Origin of the sequence: Agrobacterium sp. ICMP 6402 (genome assembly GCF_009498615.1) — a bacterium.
GTDB classification, from domain to species: Bacteria; Pseudomonadota; Alphaproteobacteria; order Rhizobiales; family Rhizobiaceae; genus Agrobacterium; species Agrobacterium burrii.
This window is the reverse complement of the sequence record NZ_QSNV01000003.1, coordinates 277,744-302,920: the sequence shown is the minus strand read 5'-3', so window position 1 is coordinate 302,920 and position 25,177 is coordinate 277,744. Positions and strand designations below refer to the sequence as shown.

The 25,177-nt window shown below is 59.1% G+C and carries 24 protein-coding genes; 5 read left to right on the top strand and 19 right to left on the bottom strand.

Going from position 1 to position 25,177, the window contains the following annotated elements:
- Window positions 1–247: 247 nt before the first annotated feature.
- On the top strand, window positions 248–421 hold the full coding sequence (locus tag DXT96_RS26950; RefSeq protein WP_174373479.1) for a hypothetical protein: 174 nt from the start codon (window positions 248–250) through the stop codon (window positions 419–421).
- 148 nt (window positions 422–569) lie between these two features.
- Here the strand turns inward: DXT96_RS26950 and DXT96_RS12595 are convergent, their stop codons facing one another.
- From DXT96_RS12595 to DXT96_RS12585, 3 genes are all read right to left on the bottom strand, one after another.
- On the bottom strand, window positions 570–1,448 hold the full coding sequence (locus tag DXT96_RS12595; protein WP_371418852.1) for a 50S ribosomal protein L11 methyltransferase: 879 nt from the start codon (window positions 1,446–1,448) through the stop codon (window positions 570–572).
- 80 nt (window positions 1,449–1,528) lie between these two features.
- On the bottom strand, window positions 1,529–2,137 hold the full coding sequence (sco, locus tag DXT96_RS12590) for a cytochrome oxidase assembly protein Sco (RefSeq protein ID WP_149900199.1): 609 nt from the start codon (window positions 2,135–2,137) through the stop codon (window positions 1,529–1,531).
- Between the two features lie 141 nt (window positions 2,138–2,278).
- Entirely contained in the window at window positions 2,279–2,437 is a 159-nt protein-coding gene (locus DXT96_RS12585) for a hypothetical protein (protein ID WP_246670564.1), read from the bottom strand.
- 223 nt (window positions 2,438–2,660) lie between these two features.
- Between DXT96_RS12585 and DXT96_RS12580 the strand changes: the two genes are divergently transcribed.
- Complete coding sequence (locus DXT96_RS12580) at window positions 2,661–3,128, top strand: chemotaxis protein CheW (RefSeq protein ID WP_003513183.1); 468 nt, start codon at window positions 2,661–2,663, stop codon at window positions 3,126–3,128.
- 45 nt (window positions 3,129–3,173) lie between these two features.
- Here the strand turns inward: DXT96_RS12580 and DXT96_RS12575 are convergent, their stop codons facing one another.
- From DXT96_RS12575 to DXT96_RS27405, 4 genes are read right to left on the bottom strand one after another with little or no spacing between them, the layout of a single operon-like run.
- Complete coding sequence (locus DXT96_RS12575) at window positions 3,174–3,665, bottom strand: CreA family protein (RefSeq protein ID WP_153515062.1); 492 nt, start codon at window positions 3,663–3,665, stop codon at window positions 3,174–3,176.
- A gap of 46 nt (window positions 3,666–3,711) precedes the next feature.
- Window positions 3,712–4,320 (bottom strand): 3'-5' exonuclease, encoded by a 609-nt coding sequence (locus DXT96_RS12570; RefSeq protein ID WP_153515061.1) that lies wholly within the window; start codon window positions 4,318–4,320, stop codon window positions 3,712–3,714.
- A 43-nt stretch (window positions 4,321–4,363) separates the two neighbouring features.
- Window positions 4,364–5,266: a transcriptional regulator GcvA gene (gene gcvA / locus DXT96_RS12565; protein WP_153515060.1), complete on the bottom strand. Its 903-nt coding sequence runs from the start codon at window positions 5,264–5,266 to the stop codon at window positions 4,364–4,366.
- Window positions 5,267–5,283: 17 nt separating this feature from the next.
- On the bottom strand, window positions 5,284–5,373 hold the full coding sequence (locus DXT96_RS27405) for a 4Fe-4S binding protein (protein ID WP_153515059.1): 90 nt from the start codon (window positions 5,371–5,373) through the stop codon (window positions 5,284–5,286).
- Window positions 5,374–5,463: 90 nt separating this feature from the next.
- On the opposite strand from DXT96_RS27405, the gene DXT96_RS12555 reads away from it, so the two are divergent.
- Window positions 5,464–6,393: a DMT family transporter gene (locus DXT96_RS12555; RefSeq protein ID WP_194287628.1), complete on the top strand. Its 930-nt coding sequence runs from the start codon at window positions 5,464–5,466 to the stop codon at window positions 6,391–6,393.
- 184 nt (window positions 6,394–6,577) lie between these two features.
- Window positions 6,578–7,111 (top strand): GNAT family N-acetyltransferase, encoded by a 534-nt coding sequence (locus DXT96_RS12550; protein ID WP_153515058.1) that lies wholly within the window; start codon window positions 6,578–6,580, stop codon window positions 7,109–7,111.
- Window positions 7,112–7,115: 4 nt separating this feature from the next.
- Here DXT96_RS12550 and DXT96_RS12545 read toward each other — a convergent pair whose 3' ends face one another.
- The 9 genes from DXT96_RS12545 to DXT96_RS12505 form a co-directional block, all read right to left on the bottom strand.
- The gene (locus tag DXT96_RS12545; RefSeq protein WP_153515057.1) at window positions 7,116–8,009 is read right to left on the bottom strand and encodes an aminoglycoside phosphotransferase family protein; all 894 of its coding nucleotides are present in this window, start codon (window positions 8,007–8,009) and stop codon (window positions 7,116–7,118) included.
- A gap of 64 nt (window positions 8,010–8,073) precedes the next feature.
- Window positions 8,074–10,248: an NAD-dependent DNA ligase LigA gene (gene ligA, locus DXT96_RS12540; RefSeq protein WP_153515056.1), complete on the bottom strand. Its 2,175-nt coding sequence runs from the start codon at window positions 10,246–10,248 to the stop codon at window positions 8,074–8,076.
- A gap of 124 nt (window positions 10,249–10,372) precedes the next feature.
- Window positions 10,373–12,046, bottom strand: a complete 1,674-nt coding sequence (recN, locus tag DXT96_RS12535; RefSeq protein WP_153515055.1) for a DNA repair protein RecN — start codon at window positions 12,044–12,046, stop codon at window positions 10,373–10,375.
- A gap of 15 nt (window positions 12,047–12,061) precedes the next feature.
- On the bottom strand, window positions 12,062–12,928 hold the full coding sequence (locus tag DXT96_RS12530) for an outer membrane protein assembly factor BamD (RefSeq protein ID WP_149900189.1): 867 nt from the start codon (window positions 12,926–12,928) through the stop codon (window positions 12,062–12,064).
- A gap of 235 nt (window positions 12,929–13,163) precedes the next feature.
- Entirely contained in the window at window positions 13,164–14,123 is a 960-nt protein-coding gene (gene lpxC, locus DXT96_RS12525) for a UDP-3-O-acyl-N-acetylglucosamine deacetylase (RefSeq protein ID WP_153515054.1), read from the bottom strand.
- Window positions 14,124–14,393: 270 nt separating this feature from the next.
- Window positions 14,394–16,133 (bottom strand): cell division protein FtsZ, encoded by a 1,740-nt coding sequence (gene ftsZ, locus DXT96_RS12520; RefSeq protein WP_153515053.1) that lies wholly within the window; start codon window positions 16,131–16,133, stop codon window positions 14,394–14,396.
- A gap of 92 nt (window positions 16,134–16,225) precedes the next feature.
- A complete protein-coding gene (gene ftsA / locus DXT96_RS12515) occupies window positions 16,226–17,557 on the bottom strand; it encodes a cell division protein FtsA (RefSeq protein ID WP_149900186.1) in 1,332 nt (443 codons plus the stop codon).
- Window positions 17,554–18,486, bottom strand: coding sequence for a cell division protein FtsQ/DivIB (locus tag DXT96_RS12510; protein WP_207133927.1), 933 nt, complete (start codon window positions 18,484–18,486; stop codon window positions 17,554–17,556). The genes ftsA and DXT96_RS12510 overlap by 4 nt, the downstream gene beginning before the upstream one ends.
- Window positions 18,474–19,400: a D-alanine--D-alanine ligase gene (locus DXT96_RS12505; RefSeq protein WP_149900184.1), complete on the bottom strand. Its 927-nt coding sequence runs from the start codon at window positions 19,398–19,400 to the stop codon at window positions 18,474–18,476. Before DXT96_RS12505 ends, DXT96_RS12510 begins: the two co-directional genes overlap by 13 nt.
- A gap of 533 nt (window positions 19,401–19,933) precedes the next feature.
- Between DXT96_RS12505 and DXT96_RS12500 the strand changes: the two genes are divergently transcribed.
- Window positions 19,934–21,238 (top strand): MFS transporter, encoded by a 1,305-nt coding sequence (locus DXT96_RS12500; protein ID WP_153515051.1) that lies wholly within the window; start codon window positions 19,934–19,936, stop codon window positions 21,236–21,238.
- 426 nt (window positions 21,239–21,664) lie between these two features.
- On the opposite strand, the gene murB is transcribed toward DXT96_RS12500, so the two are convergent.
- From murB to murG, 3 genes are read right to left on the bottom strand one after another with little or no spacing between them, the layout of a single operon-like run.
- Window positions 21,665–22,630 (bottom strand): UDP-N-acetylmuramate dehydrogenase, encoded by a 966-nt coding sequence (murB, locus tag DXT96_RS12495; RefSeq protein ID WP_153515050.1) that lies wholly within the window; start codon window positions 22,628–22,630, stop codon window positions 21,665–21,667.
- Window positions 22,627–24,042, bottom strand: coding sequence for a UDP-N-acetylmuramate--L-alanine ligase (gene murC, locus DXT96_RS12490; protein WP_153515049.1), 1,416 nt, complete (start codon window positions 24,040–24,042; stop codon window positions 22,627–22,629). The genes murB and murC overlap by 4 nt, the downstream gene beginning before the upstream one ends.
- Window positions 24,039–25,175, bottom strand: a complete 1,137-nt coding sequence (gene murG / locus DXT96_RS12485; protein ID WP_153515048.1) for an undecaprenyldiphospho-muramoylpentapeptide beta-N-acetylglucosaminyltransferase — start codon at window positions 25,173–25,175, stop codon at window positions 24,039–24,041. Before murG ends, murC begins: the two co-directional genes overlap by 4 nt.
- Window positions 25,176–25,177: the final 2 nt, after the last annotated feature.

Below are 25,177 nucleotides of genomic sequence, written 5' to 3'. Positions count from 1 at the left end.
GTCAAATCATTGGCGCACAACGACAATGCCACGTGGGCAAACCCCGTTTCAAGCCATATATGACAGAACCGATTGCGGCGATAAATTGTGCATATTTTGCGAAATAAGTAATACTAAAAAACAAGTGATATGCATTTTCCGCATATCAACATTGAGATATCCCATCTAACTAAACAAAATCACATCGCTTATATCAAGATCAACACAGCGAGAGAGATACTCTCCTGGCAAACAAGGATTTGAAGCAATGGCAAAATCTTTCCTCCGCACCGCCTTCGATCGCGTCGTTGAAGCACGCCAGCGTCAGGTCGGCCGCCATGTCAACGCAGCACTTTTGAACCTCGACGACAAGTCGCTCGAAGCACTCGGTGTGAACCGCGCCGATCTGCGTCGCAAGGCAAAGTCCAGCTACGTATTCTGATTAATTCCGGCGCGGCGATCCTCCCTCCACCGCGTCTGAACAGGAATACGTCGACCCGCTTGAGCAAGCTCCTCCCCTATGCTCGCGGGTTCCAGGCGGCGCGAAAGCGCCGCCTTTTCTTTTGCCCGAAAGGAATGTTGGGAGAGCGTCAGTCTTTGCGCAGATGCAGCGTCACCCAGCCATTGCGCCAAATGGTGCGGATATGGGAAAGCCGCGCGCCATTATAGGCGGCGAGAACCTTCCAGCGCTGCGATGCGAGAATACCTGACAGGATGACAGTGCCGCCGGGCGCCAGATGCGTGACAAGCTGCGGCGCCATCTTGATAAGCGGCCGCGCCAGAATATTGGCGATGATGAGATCAAACGGACCATACTTGCGGAAGGCATCGGAGTGAAAACCGGGGGCGGTTTCCAGCGCCAGCCCGGAAACAATGCCGTTCAGCCGCACATTTTCCTTCGCTACCTTGACGGCAATGGGGTCGATATCCGTCGCAAGCACCGGAATAGGGCGCATCTTGCGCACCGCAATCGCCAGAACGCCACTGCCAGTGCCGAGATCGAGCGCATTGCGCACCGTCCGTGCCCGCAGAACATCCTCGATCATTTCAAGGCAACCCGCCGTCGTGCCGTGATGGCCGGTGCCGAAAGCCTGCCCCGCCTCGATCTCGATTGCCAGATCATGCGGCTGCACCTTGTCGCGATCATGCGCGCCATGCACGATGAAGCGCCCTGCCCGCACCGGCTTCAGCCCCTCCAGCGACTTGGCAATCCAGTCGACATCCGGAACTGTATCTTTTTCGATGACGAGACCCGGAAAGGCGGGCGCAAGCAAAGCGCTGACGCGCTCGCGATACTCGTCTTCCTGCTCGGCCATCAGATAGACCGAGGCTTCCCAGATGTCGCGCTTCTCATCCACCTCGGTCGTGGCGATCGCAACATCCTCCTCGCCGAAATAATCCGACATGAGATCGAGGATTTCACCGGCCTTGATTTCGGTCGTGGTGACGTAAAGTCGGATTTCGCTCACGGCGGGCTGCTTTCTCTGGCTAAGGCTACTCGTTCTGCCTTTGCCACAAAACCTTCATCAGTCCAAGCAGCTCAGCGCAATTATGCCTTCGTACCCTTCAGAAGATTTTGCAGCTTCTGCTCGGCGACGTCAGGGTTTTCACCATAGGCGATCGTTCCCGCAAACCGGCCATTGGCATCGAGCAGAATGACGGACGCCGTGTGATCCATGGTGTAATCACCATTCGGATCTTTCTCGTCGACAGGCACCTTCTTGGCATAGATGCGGTAGCCTTTCAGCGTCTCGGCAATCTTGTCGGCCGGACCGGTGATGCCGGTGATCCGCTTCGAAACGTTGGAGACATATTGCTGCATGATGTCAGGCGTATCGCGCTCGGGATCGACGGAGACGAAATAGGCCTGCATCTTGTCCCCGGCCGGGTCCACCTTCTCCATCCAGCCGTTCAGTTCGAACAGTGTCGTCGGGCAAACTTCAGGGCAATGGGTGAAACCGAAGAACAAGGCCGTCGGCTTGCCCTGAAACGCCTTTTCGGTGATCGGCTGGCCATTTTGCGCCGTCAGCTCGAACGGCACGCCATAGGCCGTCTCCACCATCTCCTCACGGGTCTTCGTCATCTCGATCGTCAGCCAGCTGACAACACCGGCGAGAACGACCACCACGGCCCATAATACGATGCGAATGTTTCTCATTGTCCAATCCTACCCCGAAAGCCGGCGGCATATCGCAGGCCTTGGCAGACTGATAACGAACGGCGACGGCGACGGCAAATCAACTGGGCGTATTTGCGGGTACCGCGCTGATTTGTCACAAAGCCGCAACCGTCGCGAGGCTCACAAACACCAGGCGATGCCGCTCTGCACCGTGGAAAGGAAAATATCCGTGCTGTGCCGCACCCAGCCGTCAAAGGCAAGAAGCACGATGGCAAGCGAAGCCGCAGCGGCAAGACTTGCGAGAATAAACTTCAGCGGATGGAACGTGAGTGCCTTCATGCTTCCATCATAACCTTTTTGCACCGATGCGAAAACCGCCAAAATACTGGGTTTTGGCGGCCTGGCAGCCGCAATTGTTAGGGAAAGTTTAAAATCTTGCTGTGCATTATGACCATAGCGGTTTTAAAGCCTCGACATGATGTCTTCCGGTCCATTCCGGCCACCGCATAAAGCTCAATCCTGCGTGGGCCTGCTCAAGAGCCATCAGAGGAAACCTGCCGTCATGTCCAACGCCATCAAACAATCCGGCGCATATCTCGAAATCGTTTCCTTCCATCTCGGCGGTCAGGAATTCTGTATCGACATCATGGCGATCCGCGAAATCCGTGGCTGGGCGCCCGTCACCCCCATGCCGCACACACCGCCTTATGTTCTCGGTCTCATCAACCTGCGCGGCGCCGTCATTCCCGTCATCGACATGGCTGGCCGCCTCGGCATGAAAATGACCGAACCTTCCGAACGCTCCGCCATCATCGTCACCGATATCGGCGGCAAGCTGGTCGGACTTCTGGTGGAACAGGTCTCCGACATGATGACCATCCGCTCCGAAGACCTGCAGCCCGCGCCCGATATCATTCCGGAAGAACAGCGCAACTTCTGCCGCGGCATCGTGGCGCTGGAAAAAAGCATGGTCTGCTTCCTCAACCTCGACACCGTCATTGCGGACGAGTTGGCGCGCGAAGCGGCCTGATCAGACCTACCGGCAGTTAACGATACATCTGCAAAGGGCAAAACCTCACGGCTTGCCCTTTTCCCACGTCACCTGCTGACTATACAGCGGCACGGTCGAGATCGCCATCTTCGCCGAACCGTCGGTCAGTTCCCGCGCATGTACCAGATAGATCAGCGCATCGTTCGCCTTGTCATAAACCCGGCTGACGACGAGCTTTTTCCAGACCAGCGACATGCCCTGCCGAAACACCTCCTCGCCGCCCTTCGACAGATCGATGTCGCCGATCTCCACCGGCCCCGTCTGGCTGCAGGAAATGGCGTTGTTGGAAGGGTCTTCAAACCAGTTGCCGTTTTTCAGCCGGTCGATAACGCCGCGCTCGAAATAAGTGACATGGCATGTCACGCCCTTGATCTTCGGATCAGCGACCGCCTCGATGACGATGTCATTACCGATCCAGTCGACCCCAACCTTGCCTACGACCTGTGAATGCGCCGCTGTCACGGGAAGCAATGCCAGAAAGCCCGCAATCACACCCGACAGAGTTTTCATCGTCATCGCATCTTCTCCGTTTCGCTGCTTCAAACATAAGCGCGAGGAACGGTTACGCAACCCGGGAGACGGTGCGTTTTTTCATGCTGCAGGGCTGGTAACCGGTGGAAGTGAGACGGCCGGCCACCATGCCGATCTTTTCCGGCAGGTCGCGGACATGGGCAACGCGCAAAGCCTTGGCAGCAGCAATCGACGCTGCCGCGCAGACAACCGCGTCTTCGGCGGCATTATGGTGCACAAAACGCAGCTGGAGATGATGGGCAATCACATTCAGCTTGTGCGATTCCAGATGCGGCCAGACATGGCGGGCGATCTTCACGCTGCACAGATAAGAAAGATCGGGATAGGACTGCCGGTATTTGTCGAAGGATGCCCGCATGACGCTGAAATCGAAGGCGGCATTATGGGCGATCATTGTCGCGCCGTGGAAGTCGTCGATAAACTCTTCCATCACCTCAGGAAATTCCGGCGCGTCCTCGACATCGGCGGGGCGAATTCCGTGTACCGCGATGTTGAAGGACGAAAACCGCATGTCCTTCGGCCGGATGAGCCGTTCCTCGACACGAACGATCTCACCGTCTTCTATCCACGCAAGCCCGATTGAACAGGCACTGCCCCGCTCTTCATTGGCGGTCTCGAAATCGATGGCGATGGTTTTCAAGAGTGATTCCCGTTGTTTCATTCCGGCATAGACCGGATTGGCCTCAAAGAGAACCGGCCTCGGTCGAACCCGCTTCCGAGAGCATCCAGTCCATCAGCGACACGAGATCGGGATTATCAAGCATCCGTCGCGGATAAACGAGAAAATAGGCAAGTGTGCTGGCCATGTCTTTCCCGAATGGCGCGATCAATGCGCCTTCCGCAAGCTCGCGGGAAACGAGCGAACGGCGGGTCAGCGCAATGCCGTGCCCGGCTTTCGCCGCATCCAGCGCACCATTGCTGTCGATGAAGACCGTCCCCCCGGAGGCATCAACCTCCGATGCTCCCGCCGCCTCCAACCAGCGCCGCCACTCATTGCGGTTTTCATCATGCAGCAGCGGAACGGATTTCAGGTCCCCCGCCTCCTGAAGTGACCCATATTTTTCCAAGAGCTGCGGCGAGCAGACCGGCAGGGTGCTGTCATCGATAAAACGGATGCTCTCCAGCCCTTCATAGCGGCCGAACCCGTGCCGCACCGCCAGATCGACATCGTCCCGCGAAAAATCCACCAGCCGGTTCGTCACGCTGATGCGGACATCCACATGCGGGTGTTGCTGCTGGAAGGCAGGCAATCTCGGCATCAGCCATTGTATGGCGAAAGTCGGCGTGCAGCTGAGTGTCAGAACAGTGATCTCGGATCGCGCCGTCAGTTCCGCCGTCGCCTCGCGCATCATCCGGAAGGCAGTGCGAAGCGCGCCGTAATAACGTTCCCCCTCACGTGTCAGCTGGATGCTGCGCGGCTTGCGGAAAAACAGCTGTACGCCAAGGCGCGCTTCCAGCTCCCTGATCTGCAGGCTGACCGCGCCGGGGGTGACATTCAGCTCGTTGGAGGCAAGCGTGACGCTGCGATACCGCGCCGCGGCTTCGAAGGCCTGTAGTCCTTTGAGCGATGGAAGTTCCGCTGCCATGATTTAGCTAAACTCAATTATCTGACGAGAAACAATCGTTTGAAAACATCATAAAACAGGGAGTAAATAGCCGCAATGGGACATGAAAAGCTGCAGAAAACACGCAACGCCTACTTGAGGTAAACTCAACCGATATCGGGTGGATGACGGCGGGCCTGTCTGCGACCATGTCAATATTCAAGCCCTGGGAGACGAAGATGGCGATACAGAAACAGATGGATGCCCGCGAATGGGCGATGCTCATAGTACTTTCGCTGCTCTGGGGCGGATCGTTCTTTTTCATCGGTGTCGCCGTCAAAGAACTGCCACCCGTCACCATCGTCACCTTGCGCGTCAGCCTTGCCGCCACGGCACTGTTGATCGTCTGCCGCATCATGGGCCTTCGCCTGCCGCGCGAATGGGCGGTGTGGCGTGCCTTTTTCGGCATGGGGCTGCTCAACAACATCATTCCCTTCTGCCTGATCGTCTGGGGCCAGACCCATATTGCCAGCGGGCTTGCTTCGATCCTCAATGCCACAACGCCGCTCTTCACCGTCATCGTCGCGCATTTTCTGACCGCCGATGAAAAGATGACGGGCAACAAGCTCGTCGGCGTGCTGATCGGCTTCGTCGGCGTGGCGACAATGATCGGCCCGGCAGCCTTCGGCGGATCATCCGGCCTCTGGGGCCAGATCGCCATTCTCGGCGCGGCCATCTCCTATTCCTTCGCGGGCATATTCGGACGTCGTTTCAAGGCCATGGGCGTACCGCCGTTGATGACCGCCACCGGCCAGATATCGTCCTCGACGCTGATGCTGATCCCGGCCGCCCTTCTCATCGACAAGCCATGGATGCTGGCCATGCCGAGCCTCGGAACCTGGGGCGCACTCATCGGCATCGCCCTCTTGTCCACCGCGCTCGCCTATCTCATCTTCTTCCGCATCCTTGCCAGCGCCGGCGCCACCAACCTCGCCCTCGTCACCTTCCTCATTCCCGTCAGCGCCATCCTGCTCGGTTCGCTGCTTCTCGGTGAGAAGCTGGAAATCAAGCACTTCGCCGGCATGACGATGATCGCCGCCGGCCTTGCGGCAATCGATGGCCGGTTGCCGGCAAAACTGAGGAACTTGTTCCGCAACGTGCCCGCTTGACAGGACCACAGGGCAAAAGCATTCTGCGCCCATGATCGCTTCGCAACAGAAGACCACCCGTCGCCATACCATCACCGGCCGTCCGGCAGGGAAAGGTATGTCGTCGCCTTAAGCGATCCATTTCCACCCTGCCAGTAAGAGCAGGGTTCGGACACCTGCTCCTTATGCGCCCAAGGAGACAGGCATGCAAAATGTGAAATTTGCCGACAATGAAGATAAACAGTTCCAGTTGAGCGACGTTGTCCTGCGCGCTGCGCGTTTGGACGATACCGAAGCTTTGACCGAACTGTTTAACCTGCCAGGGGTTCGTTACGGCACCCTTCGCCAACCGTTTCAGTCACTTGAAAAGACACGACAGGCGCTGGAAAATCGCGGCCCGACCGATATCTCCATCGTCGGCGAGTGGCGCGGAAAGATCGTTGCAAATGCAGCCCTGCGCCGCAGGGCAGGAAGGCAATTTCACGTGGCCGATCTGGCGATCAGCGTCCATGACGGATTCGCGGGCAAGGGTGTAGGCTCGCATATTCTCGTAGCGCTGATCGACACGGCCGATAACTGGCACGATATCCGCCGCATCGAGTTGAACGTGTTTACCGACAATCTCGCGGCAATCAGGCTTTACGAGAAATTCGGTTTCGAACACGAAGGCACGCTGCGCAACGATGCCTATCGTGATGGAAAATACGTCGATGCCCACGTGATGGGACGGCTTCGATAGGCGGTCAGTTTTTCAGATGATCCTCAAACACTTCCCGAATGGTCCTTCGCGACCATTCGGCCATTTTTTCATTCCGCCCGCGCTCGGAATCCAGCACGATCAGCGCCTTCCATAACGCCCAGCCGCGCCCGCGCTGCCATGTAGCCTGATCCAGATCCAACGCCCGGCGAAAAACAGCCCGGCTTTCCGCATCAAGCACATTCCACGCCAGAATGAGATCGGACGACGGATCGCCGACGCCGGAACTGCCGAAATCGATGACGGCCGACAGGCGCCCGTCCTGCACCAGCAGATTGCCCTCGGCAATATCGCCATGCACCCACACGCCCTGCCCCTGCCAGCGGCTCGAAAGTGCAAGCTGCCATATCTCCATGGCCAGCGCCTGATCCACTTCATCGGAAAGGCGTGCCGCTGAGGCCCTCGCCTCCTCCTCATAGACCGCTAGCGATCCGCCGCGATGAAAATTATGCGCGCCCGCAGGTGGACCAGCCGAAGCATCTATACCGTGCAGGGCTTGCAAAAACGCCGCCACATCGATGGCGATAACCGAAAGATCAACACCGTCCAAATGTCGAGCGAGAGGTTCGCCCTCCAGCCAGCGATAAATGGACCAGCAGAACAGATAATCCTCGCCCGGCTGTCCAAGCGCCAACGGCGCTGGAATCTGAACCGGCAAAAGGGGCGCAAGCGCCGGCAGCCATCGGTGTTCCTTCTCCACCTGCGCCACATAACGTTCAGCGCTCGGCATGCGGATCAGCATCGCATCGCCGAGGCGAAAGCTGCGATTGTCCCAGCCGCTCAGTTCCACCGGCTGAACATCCAGCACCGCCCATTGCGGAAACTGGCTCTCGATCAGCGCCCGGACCTGCTGAGTGGTGACGACAATGCGGTCATCCATGATGCGTTCCCCGTTTCAGGCGCGAACCTCTAGCGGTGCAAGACAACACAGCGATGACGGCACCTCAACCGCCGATCAACGCCAGCCACTCATCCTCGTCCATGGTCTGCACGCCCAGCTCCGCCGCCTTGGCAAGCTTGGAGCCGGCCCCCGGCCCTGCCACCAGAATATCCGTCTTTTTCGAAACGGAACCGGCCACTTTCGCGCCGAGGCTTTCGGCCCGGGCCTTCGCCTCGTCCCGTGTGAATTTTTCCAGCGAGCCGGTAAACACCACCGTTTTGCCCGCCACAGGGCTGCCTTCGGTGGACGGCTTTTCAGCCTCTTTCGGCTGCAACTCCCGGATCAGCCGGTCGATGACATCGAGATTGCGTGGTTCCTTGTAAAACTCGATGATGGCGCGGGCCACGACCTCGCCAATGCCGTCGATACTGTTGAGTTCCGCCCAAGCGTCACTTGCCGGATCCGCCGCGGCCTTCATGGCCTCTTCGAAATGTTCATAGGTGCCATAGGAGCGCGCCAGAAGCTTTGCCGTGGTCTCGCCGACATGACGGATGCCGAGCGCGAAGATCAGCCGATGCAGATCGATCTCGCGGCGGGCATCGATGGCATCGAACAGCTTCTTGACGCTGACCTTGCCGAAACCGTCAATATTCTCGAGCTTGGTCAGGTGGGACGCTTCCTGCCGCGCCTTCAGCGTAAAGATATCGGGCGCAGTCTTGATAGAGAGCGCTGGATCATCACTTTCGAAGAAGAAATCGATCTGCTTGGTGCCCAGCCCTTCAATATCGAAGGCATTGCGCGAAACGAAATGTTTCAGATGCTCGACCGCCTGCGCCCGGCAGACGAAACCGCCGGTGCAGCGCGTGACCGAATCGAGCTTGCCGGTTTTCTCATTGCGTTCGCGCACCGCATGGCTGCCGCAGACCGGACATTTTTCCGGGAACGCATATTTCACCGCCTCGGCCGGGCGCTTCTCCAGCAGCACATCCAGCACCTGCGGAATGACATCGCCGGCGCGCTGGACGATAACAGTGTCGCCGATGCGTATGTCGTGGTCTTCAGGGCGAATACGCTCGCCGCTATTGCCGATGCCCTCGATGTAATCGGCATTATGCAGCGTCGCATTGGTGACAACGACACCGCCGACGGTAATTGGCGTCAATCGCGCCACCGGCGTCAATGCGCCGGTACGACCCACCTGAATTTCAATGTTTTCAACCGTGGTGAAGGCCTGCTCGGCCGGAAACTTGTGCGCGGTGGCCCAGCGCGGGCTGCGCGAGCGGAAACCCAGCCGCTCCTGCAGATCAAGCCGGTCGACCTTATAGACCACACCGTCGATATCGTAGTCGAGATCAGGCCGCGCAACGCCGATTTCATTATAATGTTCAAGCAATTGCTGGGCGGAGGTGAATCGCTTCATCAGCGGATTGACCGGAAATCCCCACTCCCGGAATTTCTCGACGATGCCATATTGCGTATCGGCAAGGCGTGCGGGCTGGCCGCCATTCGAGACCTCCCCCAGCGCATAGGCAAAGAACCGCAGCTTGCGTTTCGCCGTGACATTGGCATCAAGCTGACGCAGCGAACCGGATGCCGTGTTGCGCGGGTTCACATAAGTCTGCTTGCCTTCGGCCTCCATCTGGGCGTTGAGCGCCATGAAATCGCTCTTGGCCATATAGACTTCACCGCGCACCTCCACCACATCAGGCGCGTCCGAAGGTAATTCGTTCGGGATTTCCTTGATGGTCCTGATATTGGCGGTGACATTCTCGCCGGTCGTGCCATCGCCGCGCGTCGCCGCCGTCTTCAGCTTGCCCTTCTCATAGCGGATCGACATCGAAAGCCCGTCGATCTTCGGCTCTGCGGTAAATGCGATGGAATCGTCAGGCAGATGTCCGAGAAAACGATAAACGGAACTGACGAAATCGCGCAGATCCTCTTCCGAAAACGTGTTGTCGAGTGACAGCATCGGGCGGGCATGCACGATGGGCGCAAAGGTCGGCAGCGGTGCGAAGCCGACTTTTTTCGATGGGCTGTCGGCCCGCACGAGCGCCGGGAACGCCGCCTCGATAGCATCGTTGCGCCGCTTCAGCGCATCATAGTCCGCATCGGAAATCTCCGGCGCGTCCTTGCCGTGGTAAAGCGCATCATGACGGGCAAGCTCGGCTGCCAGAAATGCCAGCTCGGAAGAGGCCTCAAGCTCAGTCAGGTTTTCGACGGGAATCTGGTCTTTCGACATAGCGGCCTCTTTTCAGAATTACCGAACGCTTTTAGCCGAAATAAAACAGCAATAAAATCAGTTTTGCCGCCAGACTCACAAGACCCACAACACCGAGGCGCTCTCGTAACGCTTTCGCGAGCAATCAGTCCTTGGCAGCCAGCAGACGGGCCGCCGCAGCCCTCGCCTCGTCCGTCACCGACGCACCGGCAAGCATGCGGGCGATCTCTTCGGTGCGGTGTTTCGGCTCCATCGTCGCCACGCGGGTGGCAATGCGCTCGCTGCCATCACCAGACGGCCCTTTGGAAATGAGAAGATGGGTTGCAGCCCGCGCGGCCACCTGCGGTGCGTGGGTAACGGACAGAACCTGCACGGTTTTCGACAGGCGACGCAGCCGCTGGCCGATGGCATCCGCCACAGCCCCGCCGACGCCTGTGTCGATTTCGTCGAACACCAGAGTTGGTGCCGAACCGCGATCCGCCAGCGCCACTTTCAGCGCCAGCAGGAAACGGGACAATTCACCGCCCGACGCCACTTTCATGATCGGGCCGGGGCGTGTGCCCGGATTGGTCTGAACGTGGAACTCCACCGTGTCGATGCCATCCGCCGTCGCCTGCTCGGGATCGGAGGTTACCTCGACGGTAAACCGCGCCCGCTCCAGCTTCAGCGCCGGAAGCTCGGCCATCACAGCATCGGAAAGTGCGTCCGCCGCATGGCGACGTTTTTCGGAAAGCGATTTCGCCGCATGGTCGAAATCGGCTTTCACCACGCCGAGATTGGCCTCGAGCTTGCCGAGCTTTTCCTCACCGGCATCGAGATCGGCAAGATCCGCCACCATTTTTTCCGCAAGAGCCGGTAGGTCAGGCACAGCGACGTTATATTTGCGGCCGGCGGCGCGCAGCGCAAACAGCCGCTCCTCCACCCGCTCCAGCTCACGCGGATCGAATTCGGTGCGGCGCAACGCCGCCTCCACTTCCATCTGCGCATTGGAGAGATTGTCGAGCGCGGCGTCCAGCAATTGCACGGTGTCTTCCAAGAGGCCGGGAGCTTCGTGGCTCTTGCGTTCAAGACGGCGCATCATCGAAGCGATGACAGGCACGGGCGAAGCGTTGCCGTTCAAAAACTCGCTGGCTTCAGCGATATCGCCGGCAATGCGTTCGGATTTCTGCATTACCGCACGGCGCTCGGCAAGCTCGTTCTCCTCGCCGTCACGCGGCGAAAGCGTTTCGAGTTCCTCGACGGAAGAGCGCAGGTAATCCGCCTCGCGGGCTGCCGCTTCTACCTTGGCGCGATGGGTCTTCAACGCACGCTCGGCGTCTTTCCAGGTGCGGTAGAAACCCTGCACGGCGCGAGCCTCATCGCTCAGCCCGGCAAAGGCGTCCAGCAGCGTGCGGTGGGCATCGGTATCGACAAGGGCGCGGTCATCATGCTGGCCGTGAATTTCCACCAGCAATTGCCCAAGCTGGCGCATCATCTGCACGCTGATCGCCTGATCGTTGATATAGGCCTTGGTCCGTCCATCGGCGGATTGCACCCGGCGGAAAATCAGATCGCCATCGTCATCGAGACCGTTTTCGCGCAGCAGCAGCCGTGTCGGGTGATTGTTCGGTACTTCGAAAGCGGCGGTAACCTGCCCCTTCTCTTCGCCGTGACGCACCAGGCCGCCATCACCGCGGCCGCCAAGCGCAAGGGAAAGACTGTCGAGCAGAATGGATTTGCCCGCCCCCGTCTCACCCGTCAACACGGAAAGGCCCGCCTCAAAACCGAGGTCGAGCCTTTCAATCAGGACGATATCGCGAATCGAGAGCTGGACCAGCATGGCCTATGCCCCGTCTCAGGCGCCGATAAGCTTTTTGCCGGCGCGCGAAATCCAGGACCCCTTGTTTTCACGCGGCTCCAGCCCGTTGCCTTTCAGCAGCTTGTAGGAGTCCGCATACCATTGGCTGTCGGGATAGTTGTTGCCGAGAACGGCAGCCGCGGTCTGCGCCTCTTCGGCAAGACCCATCGCATAATAGGCTTCCGTCAGACGCGCCAGCGCTTCCTCGATCTGGTTGGTGTTCTGGTACTGCTCGACGACGATGCGGAAACGCGAAACGGCGGCGAGATATTCCTTGCGCTCAAGATAATAACGGCCGACCTGCATTTCGCGGCCGGCGAGCTGGTCGCGGGCGAAACGAATCTTGGCCTGCGCATCAGCGACATATTCCGAATCGGGATAGTCGTTGACGACCTTGCTCATCGCCTCGACCGTGCGCTGTGCTGCGCGCTGGTCTTGCGTCACGTCGGAAATCTGCTTCGAATAGGCAAGGCCGATCATGTACTGAACATAAGCCGCATCCTTGGAACGCGGATATTGCCGCAGGAAGCGGCTGCCGTTGGTGATGGCCACATCATTCTTGTTGGTGCGCGTCGCAATGAACGTCTGCATGACAAGCGCCTTCTGGCCCCATTCGGTGAATGGATATTGCTTGTCGATAGCCTCGAACTTGCGCGAGGCTTCCGTCATGTTGCCGGCGTTCATGTTGGCAAGCCCCTGCTTGTACAGAACGTCAGGCGGATCGGATTCGAAGCCGAGCTTGGTAATGTCGATATCCGGATCGGACTGGCAGGCCGTGACGGCGACACTTGCACCGACCAACAACAACGAAACGGCGATCCCCCGCATCGTACCCTTCATCGCACCAGACCCTACATGCTTCATTCGACAGTTCCCACTTCCCGCGCAAATACATAAGCATCGGCTTTGCACTGGCGTTTCTAGCCATAAAAGCATCCGCAGGGCAACGCAATGATGACGCATTAACGCATTTTTATGGCATCCGCGCGCGCAATCGCATGAATATCAGGCGATATGACGAAACATCCCGCCCCGCATCATAAAAAAGCCGCCCCCAAGGGGAGCGGCTTTCCTGTCAATCAATAGCCTGCGAACAAACTCAAGCCGACCAGGGCGCAAATTCCGGCATGTTGACCGGTACGAATTCGCGGGCGCGCACCATCTGGTTGCGGGCAGCCGGAGCTTCGACGATCTCATAGGCGGAACGGTCGTTCAGCAGGGCCTTCAGCGCATTGGCATTAACCTTGTGGCCGCCGCGATAGGAGCGATAGCAGCCGATGAACTGCGCGCCGGCCAGCGCCAGGTCGCCCACGGCGTCCAGCGTCTTGTGACGGACGAACTCGTCCTTGGCGTAACGCAGGCCTTCCATGTTGATGACGCTGTTGTCGTCGGAAATGACGACGGAATTTTCAAGCGAAGAACCAAGCGCATAACCGGCAGCCCACAGGCGCTCCACGTCACGCATGAAACCGAAGGTGCGGGCGCGCGACAGTTCGTTCTTGAACGTTTCTGCCGTCAGGTCGCCCTTCCAGGACTGCTTACCGATCAGCGGCGTGTCGAAATCGATATCGACCTCGAAGCGTGTGCCGTCATAGGGACGGAATTCCGCCCAGGACGCGCCCGAATCGATGCGCACCGGCTTGGTGACACGAATATAACGGCGCTTCGCACCAAGGTTCTTGATGCCGACCGATTCGATCGCCTCGATGAAAGGAGCAGAGCTGCCATCCATGATGGGCGCTTCCGGGCCGTCAACCTCAACAACGAGGTTGTCGAGGCCCATGGCGTAAATGGCGGCCATGACGTGCTCGATCGTCGCCACTGACTGGGATAGCGAACGGCCGAGCACGGTGCACAGGTCGGTATTGCCGACATTGGCCGAAACCGCCTTCAACTCGGTGACGTTGCCATTGTCATGAAGGCGATGGAATACGATGCCCGTGCCAGCTTCTGCGGGCTGGAACGTCATGGAGACCGGATTGCCGGAATGCACGCCAATGCCTTTAAGCTGAACAGCATGTGCGATAGTTGTCTGAAATCCGAGCAGTCCGATAGTCATGCGTATATGCCTTGTTTTGCAAACCGCGCCGTTTGGTGAAGCGCCGTTCAAGTTTTAAAGCCGGTTTTGGCGACCGGCCAAGTCCGTATTTCCCCTTACCCAGCCTCATACATACGCACATGTAGGTGCCACGACAAATCACTGTTCGTTTCGGATTGTTACACGCGTAAAATATTGAAAACGCTAATTAATTTAGTGTTAATCACGCAAAATAAACGAAACGCCCGGGTCGTGAAACCCGGGCGTTTGAAGAGGCGGATGGAATCGCCTTTAGTTGGACTGGCGGCGCAGGAAGGCCGGAATTTCCAGCTGGTCGTCGTCGTGGTGGCTGGACGCTGCAGGCGTTGCACGGCCGTGGTCGTCAAGCTGGCCACGACGCGGTGCGTAGAGGCTGGCTTCCGGCGAAAGCGGCGCGCGGCGCTGCGGCGCCATGCTCGGCGCATCCATCATGTCGGACGGAACTTCTTCCTCTTCACGGCGACCAAGCGAGTTGGTGATGCGCTTCAGAAGACCCATCGGGCCACGCTCTTCCTGGGCGGCAGGAGCGGCGCGATCGCGATGATCCATCTCGGCCTTCACGACCGGCGGGAAGTCCTCGACCTTCGGCATGCGGACAGGCTCTGGCTGGCGGGCAACCGGAGCAGGCTCCTGGTAGACCGGTGCCTGCGGTTGCTGCATACGCGGAGCGGCAACCTGTTCGGGAGCATGATAGACCGGTGCCGGAGCAACCGGAGCGGCCTGCTGAACCGGCTGAGCCGGACGAAGAGCCGCCGGCGCTTCAGCCGGAGCGGATGCGAACAGCTTGCTCTGCGGACGGAAGTCCTGAGACGGCTGCTGGTGGGCGGCAAAACCGAGTTCGCGTTCCATTTCAGCTTCCGCCGAACGGATGGTCTGGGCGATCTGGTCTACGGTCTTTGGTGCCTGCGATACTGCATGTGCAGGCTGAACTGCGGCCGGAGCGGGAGCAACGGCCGCTGAAGGACGGATAAGCGGCTTGGCGGCAGCAGCGCGCATTTCGGCAACGTTCTGTTCGCCGATGCCGGCAACGCGGTCGATGCCGGTCGCCACGACGGAGACGCGGATGAGACCTTCCAGAGCTTCATCGAAGGTCGCGCCGAGGATGATGTTGGCATCCGGATCGACTTCTTCGCGAATGCGGGTCGCCGCTTCGTCGACTTCGAACAGGGTGAGGTCGCGACCACCGGTGATGGAGATCAGCAGGCCCTGTGCGCCCTTCATCGAGGTTTCGTCGAGCAACGGGTTGGCGATTGCCGCTTCCGCAGCCTGCATTGCGCGGCCCGGACCCGAAGCCTCGCCGGTGCCCATCATCGCGCGGCCCATTTCACGCATGACCGAGCGAACGTCGGCGAAGTCGAGGTTGATGAGACCTTCCTTCACCATCAGATCGGTGATGCAGGCAACGCCGGAATAGAGAACCTGGTCGGCCATGGCGAAGGCGTCGGCAAAGGTCGTCTTGTCGTTGGCAATGCGGAAGAGGTTCTGGTTCGGAATGACGATCAGCGTATCGACGGACTTCTGCAGTTCCTCGATGCCCTGTTCGGCAAGACGCATGCGGCGGCCGCCTTCGAAGTGGAAAGGCTTGGTCACGACGCCAACCGTCAGGATGCCCTTGTTGCGGGCGGCCTGTGCGACAACAGGAGCAGCACCCGTACCGGTGCCGCCGCCCATGCCGGCGGTGACGAAGCACATGTGGGTGCCGTTCAGGTGGTCGATGATCTCATCGATGCATTCTTCAGCGGCGGCGCGGCCGACTTCCGGCTGGGAACCGGCGCCAAGACCCTCGGTGACGTTGACGCCGAGCTGGATGACCCGATCTGCCTTCGTCATGGTCAGAGCCTGCGCATCCGTGTTGGCGACGACGAAGTCGACGCCCTGGAGGCCAGCCGTGATCATGTTGTTGACAGCGTTACCGCCGCCACCGCCAACACCGAAGACGGTGATGCGTGGCTTCAGTTCGGTGATATCAGGCTTTTGCAGCTGTATCGTCATTTTACCATTCCTTTTTTCTCTGGCCGCATCGCCCCGCTGGCCGATTCTTGAAAACTCAACTCTGAAACCTCCGGCTTACGCCACGAGGCCACTCAAAAACTCTCTTTCAGCCATTGCCCCACCCGGGCTATCCGGCCGCTGCCCGTACCAAACGGCGAGAACATTCCGCCTTGCGCCGCATGAATTTCGATGTCCGCCACCTGCGGATAGATCATCAGTCCGCAGGCGGTTGAAAATGCCGGTCCCTTTGCCGCCACCGGAAGACCGGATACCCCCATGGGGCGACCGATACGAACGTTGCGGGCGAGAATGCGCCGTGCCGTTTCCGGCAGCCCCGTCAGCTGGCTTGCGCCGCCGGTCAGCACAACGCGCTTGCCGACGATGGGGCTGAAGCCGGACTTCTGGATACGATCACGGATCAATTCCAGCGTCTCTTCGATACGCGCCCGCACGATGCGGGTTACAAGGGCTCTTGAAACTTGCGATGGTTGATCGCGATCATCTTCGCCAATCGGCGGGATCGAAATCATGTCGCGCTCATCCGCGCCATTCAGCAAAGCCGAACCATGCACCACCTTCAGTCTCTCCGCATCTTCGATTCGTGTCGAGAGGCCACGTGCAAGATCTGTCGTAACGTGATGGCCGCCAAGGCCGATCGCGTCGGTATGGATCAGACGACCTTCGGCGAAAACCGAGATCGTGGTCGTGCCGCCGCCCATGTCGATGGCGGCACAGCCGAGTTCAACTTCATCGTCCACGAGCGCTGCAAGACCGCTGGCATAAGGCGTCGCCACCATGCCTTCGACGGACAGATGCGCGCGGTTGACGCAGAGTTCGAGGTTCTTCAGCGCCGTGCGCTCGACAGTCACAACGTGCATGTCAACGCCGAGAAGATCGCCATACATCGACAGCGGATCGCGAATGCCGCGCTCGCCGTCCAGCGAATAACCCGTCGGGAGCGAATGCAGGATCGCCCGGTCCTGACGCATGGACTGCTGGCTTGCCGCCACCAGAACCTTGCGCAGATCGCTTGCTTCCACTTCCTGGCCGCCGAGATCGATGCTCGCCGTATAGATATCGCTCGCCAGCCGGCCAGCGGAGACATTGACGATCAGGCTGTCCACGGTGAGGCCCGCCATGCGCTCGGCCGCATCGACCGACAGACGGATGACACCTTCGAGCGCATCGAGATCGGCGATCACGCCGGATTTGACACCGCGTGAGCGCTGATGACCAATACCGATGATTTCCACCTTGTGAGTGCGGCCCGGCAGAATCTCGCTCTCCTGACGCGGCGTCAGCCGGCCGATCATGCACACGACCTTGGTCGAGCCGATGTCCAGCACCGAAACGATGTGGCTGCGCTTGGAGGAAAGCGGCTTCAGGCGAGGCAGGCCGAAATGGGAAGAACCGAATAAGCTCATGTGTTCTTCTCCGCCTTCTTGAGAGCCTTGGTGCGCGCATCGACGGCGGTCTGACGACGGGCCGTCGCACCTTCGGTCAGCTGGATCGTGGTGCGGTCGGCGAGCCGGAGATCAACCGCGGCGACATCACGCGACAGAACCTTTTCCTCGAGATCGAGCCGCGCCAGCAATTGCAGCGCCTGCGGCAGATTTTCTTCGGGCAGCTTGACGACGATACCGTTGTCGAGATGCAGATCCCAGCGACGGCCGGCAATGCGGACATAAGCGCGGACACGGTTGCGGATTTCCGGCCAGTCGGCCAGTTGCCCGACGAAACCGGCGGCGCCCGTTTCTGCGTCGCGTCCGACGAACAGCGGCAGTTCGGCGAATTTATTGTCACGCAGCGGCGCAATCACGCTGCCGCTTTTTTCGATCAGCGACAGTTCCGTGCCATGCTGCCAGATGCCGAAGGCCTGACGCTCCTTCAGGCGAACTTCCACCGTCTTGGGGTAAACCTTGCGGATATCCACATCTTCCACCCAGGGAAGCTGCACGAGCTTGCGGCGCGCCGCATCGATATCAAGCGCGATCAGCGACGTGCTGCCATCAAGGCCGAGAAGCTGGAAGACTTCGATTTCGGAGGTCTGCAGATTGCCGGAGACTTTCACGTCTTCAACCGCAAAGCCCGCGGCCGATGTCGTGGTCTGGGTGACGATGTTGGTGTGTCCGCCAAGCGACATGCCGTAAAGCCCGGTCACCGCGTAAAAGGCGATGGCCGAAATCGTACCGGTATGGGCGGGAATGTGAATGCGTCCGGTCGCAAGGCTGACACCGAAACGCACGAAGCGGCGCAGCGGACGCGGCAGCACCCTGCGATCGTCGGCATTGGCCGCCGCCGCATATTGCTCGCGCTTTTTCGCCGTCGATTTTTTGCCGGTCACCGCGAACACGAAGCGTCCTCCACCATCCAGCTGACAAGGTTACCAAAGGAGCGGCCCGCGTGAGCCGCCATTTCCGGCACCAGGGAGGTCGGCGTCATGCCCGGCTGTGTATTCACTTCAAGCCAGATAACTTCGCCATCTTCTGAGAAACGGTCGTCGTAACGAAAGTCTGAACGGCTTACGCCACGGCACCCGATCGCCTGATGCGCCATAACCGCCAATGTTTGAATCTTTTGGTAAATTTTCGGTGAAATTTCTGCGGGAATGACATGTTTCGAGCCACCAGCCGCGTATTTAGCGTCATAATCATAGAAATTGTGACCAAGCGGCACCACTTCAGTGACGCCCAACGCCTCGCCATCGAGCACACCACACGTCAGTTCGCGCCCATGAATATAGCGCTCTACCATGACCTGATCACCATAACGCCACTCGGACGAGGTGAGGATTTGCGGCGGATGCGACTGGTCTTCCTTGACGATCACAACGCCGAAGCTCGAGCCTTCGCGCACCGGCTTCACCACATAGGGCGGCGCAAGCGGATGTTCGCTGGTGAAATCGAAGCGGTTCATGACGCGCTCGGCAGCAACCGGGATACCAGCGGCGGCAGCAACCTTCTTGGCCTGCGCCTTGTCCATGGCAAGGGCGGAAGCCAGCACGCCGGAATGCGTATAGGGAATGGCGAGATATTCGAGAATGCCCTGAATGGTGCCGTCCTCACCGAAGGGGCCATGCAGCGCATTGAAGGCGACATCCGGGCGCAGCTCGGCGAGTACGGCTGCGACATCGCGCCCTACATCGACACGGGTGACCTGATAGCCCTCGCCTTCCAGAGCAAGCGCGCAAGCGTTGCCCGACGAGAGGCTGACCGGCCGCTCCGACGAAAACCCACCCAAAAGAACAGCTACGTGTTTGCCGCCCATCGAACCCTCTGACACCAACTCTCCGTTACGAACCACGCCCGAACCGACCGAATTTGACGGACGGTGATTCTGGCACATGACCCTTGAGATCAGTTAAACGCCATTAAGGTTAATGAATCGTTTACTTTCGTTAACCGCCGCGCCCAACATGCCGAGTTCCATTAAAGAATCAGCATCGATCCGGATTCCCTCCTTGGAATCAGAGAGTTGCACCGATTGCAACATGCAGGTTTTGAATGGTCGGAAATAAAATCCGCATACGGCACCTGTCCGCGCCCGCTAAAGGCAAGAGACAAACGTTAACGACGCGCGTTTTTCCACGGCTAAATCATCTGGCGTTTCAGCGCTTTAAATCCGGGGCCTGAATCAGTCTCTCAAACACTGAATGACGACATGCACCAAGCCAATGCGCCTGCGATCACATTATCTGCTTTATTTCTTTTTTAGCATTTCAAAAGAACGAAAATTGCGTTAACGCAGTCATCGCCTCCCAAGGGCATGACATTCCAATCATCCGAAATGGAACCAATACCATGACTGACGCGATATCTCCGATATCGCCGACAGCTGGCAATTCGAACGTTGTAAAGACAAATTCGCCTGCACGAGTTCTCACTGCCAGCCTGGTCGGCACGACCATCGAGTTTTTCGATTTTTATGTTTACGCCACGGCCGCAGTGCTCGTGTTCCCGACATTGTTCTTCCCGAACAGCGACCCGACAACGGCGCTCCTGGCGTCCTTCGCCACCTTCTCCATCGCCTTTTTCGCCCGTCCACTCGGCGCGGTGGTCTTCGGCCACTATGGTGATCGCGTCGGCCGCAAGACCACGCTTGTCGCAGCCCTTTTGACCATGGGTGTCTCGACGGTCGTCATTGGCCTGCTGCCGTCCTATGAAACGGCAGGCGTTCTTGCGCCGCTGTTACTGGCGCTGTGCCGCTTCGGTCAGGGCTTCGGCCTTGGCGGTGAATGGGGTGGCGCCGTCCTGCTCGCCACGGAAAACGCTCCGCCCGGCAAACGCAGCTGGTACGGCATGTTCCCGCAGCTTGGCGCACCCGTGGGCCTGTTCCTCTCCTCCGGCGTCTTCTGGATCCTTCTGCACTTCATGTCGCAGGAATCGCTCTTAAGCTGGGGCTGGCGCATTCCCTTCGTCGCCTCGATCATCCTGATTGCGGTCGGCATGTGGGTTCGCCTGTCGATCACCGAGACGCCTGCCTTCCAGCAGGCGATCGAAAAGGAAGAGCGTGTTGCTGTGCCGGTCGTGGAACTATTCCGCAGCCACAAGCGCAGCCTCGTGCTCGGCACCTTCGTGGCGCTGGCCACCTTCGTATTGTTCTATATTGGCACTGCCTATCTGCTGTCCTACAACGTCAAGGTTCTGAAAATTCCGTTCCTCGACGCGCTGGAAGTGCAAATCCTCGGCTCCATCGTCTTCGGTATCTTCATCCCGATCGCCGGCAAGCTTGCCGAGAAATTCGGCCGTCGTGAAATCCTGATCCTGACGACGGTGCTGATCGCCCTGTTCTCCTTCCTGCTGCCCAGCCTGATGACAGGCGGCGAAGGCTCGATCTTCATCTTCGCAACGCTTGCGATGATGCTGATGGGCATGACCTACGGTCTGATCGGCACGGCGCTCGCCGCCCCCTTTCCGACCCGCGTGCGCTACACCGGCTCGTCCATCACCTTCAACATGGCCGGCATCTTCGGCGCATCGCTTGCGCCCTACATCGCCACATGGCTGCAGGTGAATTACGGCATGGGATATGTTGGTTATTACCTCTGCGTCTCCGCCATCATCACGCTCGCCTGCATTCTTCTGTCCCGCAAGGACGAAGTCTGAGCCGCATAAAATACTGACAGCAAAAAGCCCGCGAAACATCAGTTTCGCGGGATTTTACATTTATTAGGTAGGGATCTTATTCGCCGGGATGAACTTTGTTTCGGCGGGTTCCGGAAAAATCGCTCAACAAGATAAGCGACCACACCCCTGCACCGATGAGAAGCGGCAAAATATAGAGAAAAAAGAACGTCGCAGAACTCATGGCCTTAGCCTTCCAAGTACGTGTCTCGCCCCCAAATGTAATGTAAAAGCTGTGAAAAGCCAAATGCAAGTTGAAGCCACTATACCCCAGGCAATGCTCAAGCCGGAGCCATTCGCTAAGGAAACGGCAGGCGCAATGAAGCCTGCCGCCACGCACGCCGTTGACAGGCGGTCAATCGAATTCGCCAGCAACTTCGTGCGCTCGTTATGCACCAGGCTCATACATCAAGCCCCCAGGAAAGGCTCCACTTCCCGGCCCGGCATGAACAGGCCAAGGCGCTTGATTTCCCATTCAAGCCTTATGCCCGACTTCTCGAACACCCGCTTGCGAATGGTTTCACCCAGATATTCCAGATCGTAACCGGTCGCATGGCCGGTATTTATCATGAAATTGCAATGCAGCGATGACATCTGCGCGCCGCCGATGACCAGACCACGGCCGCCCGCTTCGTCGATCAGTTCCCACGCAGAGTGACCTTCGGGGTTCTTGAAGGTAGAGCCACCAGTCTGTTCGCGGATCGGTTGCACGGTTTCACGGTGGTGACGCACGGCATCCATATCGGCGCGAATTTTCGCCTTGTCTTCCGGATACCCCTCAAACAGAGCACCGGTGAAGATCAGGCCCTTATCTGCGCCGGAATGGCGGTAGCTATAGCCCATATCTGCGTTGGAAAGCACATGCTGGTTGCCCTGACGGTCCACCGCGTAAACTTCCACCACGCGATCGCGCGTCTCGCCGCCATTGGCGCCCGCGTTCATGCGCAGCGCACCGCCGATGGAGCCGGGAATGCCGTAAAAGAAATGGAAACCGCCAATGCCATTATCCATGGCCATCGCGGCAATATGTTTGTCCGGGCAGATGGCGCCGGCCTTGATGCGGTTCTCGTCGGCAAGTTCCACCTGGCCGAAACCCTTGGCGGACAGACGGACGACAACGCCCGGAATGCCGCCATCGCGCACCAGAAGGTTCGAGCCGACGCCGACCACGGTCAACGGCACATCTTCCGGCAGAATTTTCAGGAAGGCAATCAGATCATCAGTATCGTGCGGCTGGAACATGACTTCCGCCAGACCACCAGCCCTGAACCACGTCACGCGGTCCATGGGCGCATCCGGTGTCAGACGTCCCCGCAGTTCATTTACCCCTTCGCCGAGCCTCCCCAGCAATTTAACCCCATCGACCTGTCTCATTCAGACTTTCCTGATATGCTCTTCAATTCAGAGGGCAGCACCGCTGCCCATTGCGTGATGTTTCCTGCCCCCAAGAGAACCACGAAATCACCCGGTTTCGCAATGGCTGCAACCTGTGACGCAAGGTCCTCCCGCTTTTCGAGAAAACGGGCGTCGCGGTGGCCGGCGGCCTTGATGGCCGAAACCAGCGCTTCCGAACTTGCGCCTTCGATCGGATCTTCGCCCGCGGCATAGACCGGAGCAAGAATAATCGTGTCGGCATCGTTAAAGCAATGCGCGAAATCGTCAAACAGGCTGGAAAGGCGGCTGTAGCGGTGTGGCTGATGCACGGCGACGATGCGGCCCTTGCAGGCTTCCCGCGCAGCCGCCAGAACGGCCTTGATCTCGACCGGATGATGGCCGTAATCGTCGAAGACCTGCACGCCATTGGCTTCGCCCGTCAGCGTGAAGCGGCGCTTGACGCCCGCGAAGGAGGCAAGCCCCTTCTTGATATCGGCTTCCGAAATGCCGAGGCGATTGGCAACGGCAATCGCCGCCGTCGCATTCGACACATTGTGGCGGCCGGGCATCGGCAGAACGAGATCCGTGAAAGAGAATATCTTGCCGGTGCGGCGACGACGGATTTCCACATCGAAGATCGACCGCGTACCGTCGATACGCACATTCGAAAACCGCACATCCGCCTGCGGGTTCTCGCCATAGGTGATGACCTTGCGGTCCTCGATCCGGCCGACCAGCGCCTGGACTTCGGGATGATCGAGGCACATGACGCCGAAACCGTAGAACGGCACGTTCTCGACGAATTGCCGGAATGCGGCGCGCACGGCGTCGAAATTGCCATAATGATCCAGATGTTCCGGATCGATATTTGTAATGACGGCCACATCGGCCGGAAGCTTCAGGAAAGTACCGTCGGACTCGTCGGCTTCTACCACCATCCACTCGCCCTCGCCCATGCGGGCGTTGGTGCCATAGGCATTGATGATGCCGCCATTGATGACGGTCGGATCGAGATTGCCGGCTTCGAGCAGGGTCGCGACCATGGAGGTCGTCGTGGTCTTGCCATGGGTGCCGCCAATGGCGATGGCATTGCGGAAACGCATCAGCTCGGCAAGCATTTCGGCACGGCGAACGATCGGCAGGTGCTTTTCCCGCGCCGAGATCAGTTCCGGATTGTTCTTCTTGATGGCGGTGGAAACGACAACGACCTCCGCATCACCGAGATTATCTGCGGTATGGCCGACGAATACCTCGATGCCCTTGTCGCGCAGGCGCTGCACATTGGCGCTGTCGGACTGGTCCGAGCCCTGCACGCGGTGGCCAAGATTATGAAGCACTTCGGCAATGCCGCTCATGCCGATCCCGCCTATGCCGATGAAATGGACAAGGCCTATGGCTTTCGGCATCTTCATGCATCAACTCCTTCAATGTTCTTTTTAAATTCTTGGACGGATCGGCCTTCGGCAATCGCCTCGACCAGATCGGCCAGCACATCCGCCGCATGCGGTTTTCCGGTCGCCTTGGCCGCCGCCGCCGTTGCGGAAAGACGGTCCGGCTCGGAAAGCGCCGAGGACAGCAGGCTGGATAGTTTCTGCGGTGACAGTTCCGCCTGCTTGATGACGCTTGCGCCGCCGGCAGCCGAAAGTGCTGCGGCATTGGCCGCCTGATCATGATCCAGCGCATGCGGATAAGGCACGAGGATCGACGGGCGACCAATCACCGAAAGCTCCGACACCGTCGAAGCGCCCGAGCGGCTGATGACGAGATCGGCCTCAGCGATGCGCGAGGCCATGTCACCGAAGAAGGGCGAAACGTCAGCCTTCACACCGAGCTTCTGGTAGGAGGCTATCACGCTGTCCTTGTCTTCGGGGCGGGCCTGCTGGGTCACGACGACGCGCTTGCGCTGCTCGTCCTTCATCAGGCAGATCGCCGCCGGAACGGCGCTCGAAAAGAACTGCGCACCCTGGCTGCCGCCGAAAACCACCAGTTGGAAAGGCTCCCCCGTCTGCGACGGCGTATAGGGAATTTCAGATGCCGCCAGCACCGCCGGGCGCACCGGATTGCCTGTCGCCACCGTCTTGTCGGAATATTGACCGTTGGCGGGCGGCAGGAAACCGCCGGCGATTGCCTTCACGCGGGCAGCCAGCGCCTTGTTGGCGCGGCCCATCACCGCATTCTGCTCATGAATGATTGAGGGAACGCCAAGCCCGGTGGATGCCAGAAGCGGCGGCACGGTGGGATAACCGCCGAAGCCGACCACCGCGACTGGTTTCAATTTCGTCACCAGCCGACGCGCCGCACGCAAGCCCACCCACAGCTTCCAGAGCGACCGCGCCACGGAAATCGGGTTTTTCGAGCCGATGGTGGCCGAAGGCACCACATGGATTTCATCCGCCGGGAACTTACCGGCATAACGCTCGGCGCGACTGTCTGTGACGAGATGCACCTGATAACCGCGCGCTTTCAGCGTATGCGCCAGCGCCTCTGCCGGAAACACATGGCCGCCGGTTCCACCGGCGGCAAGAAGAACAATACCCTTGCTCATGA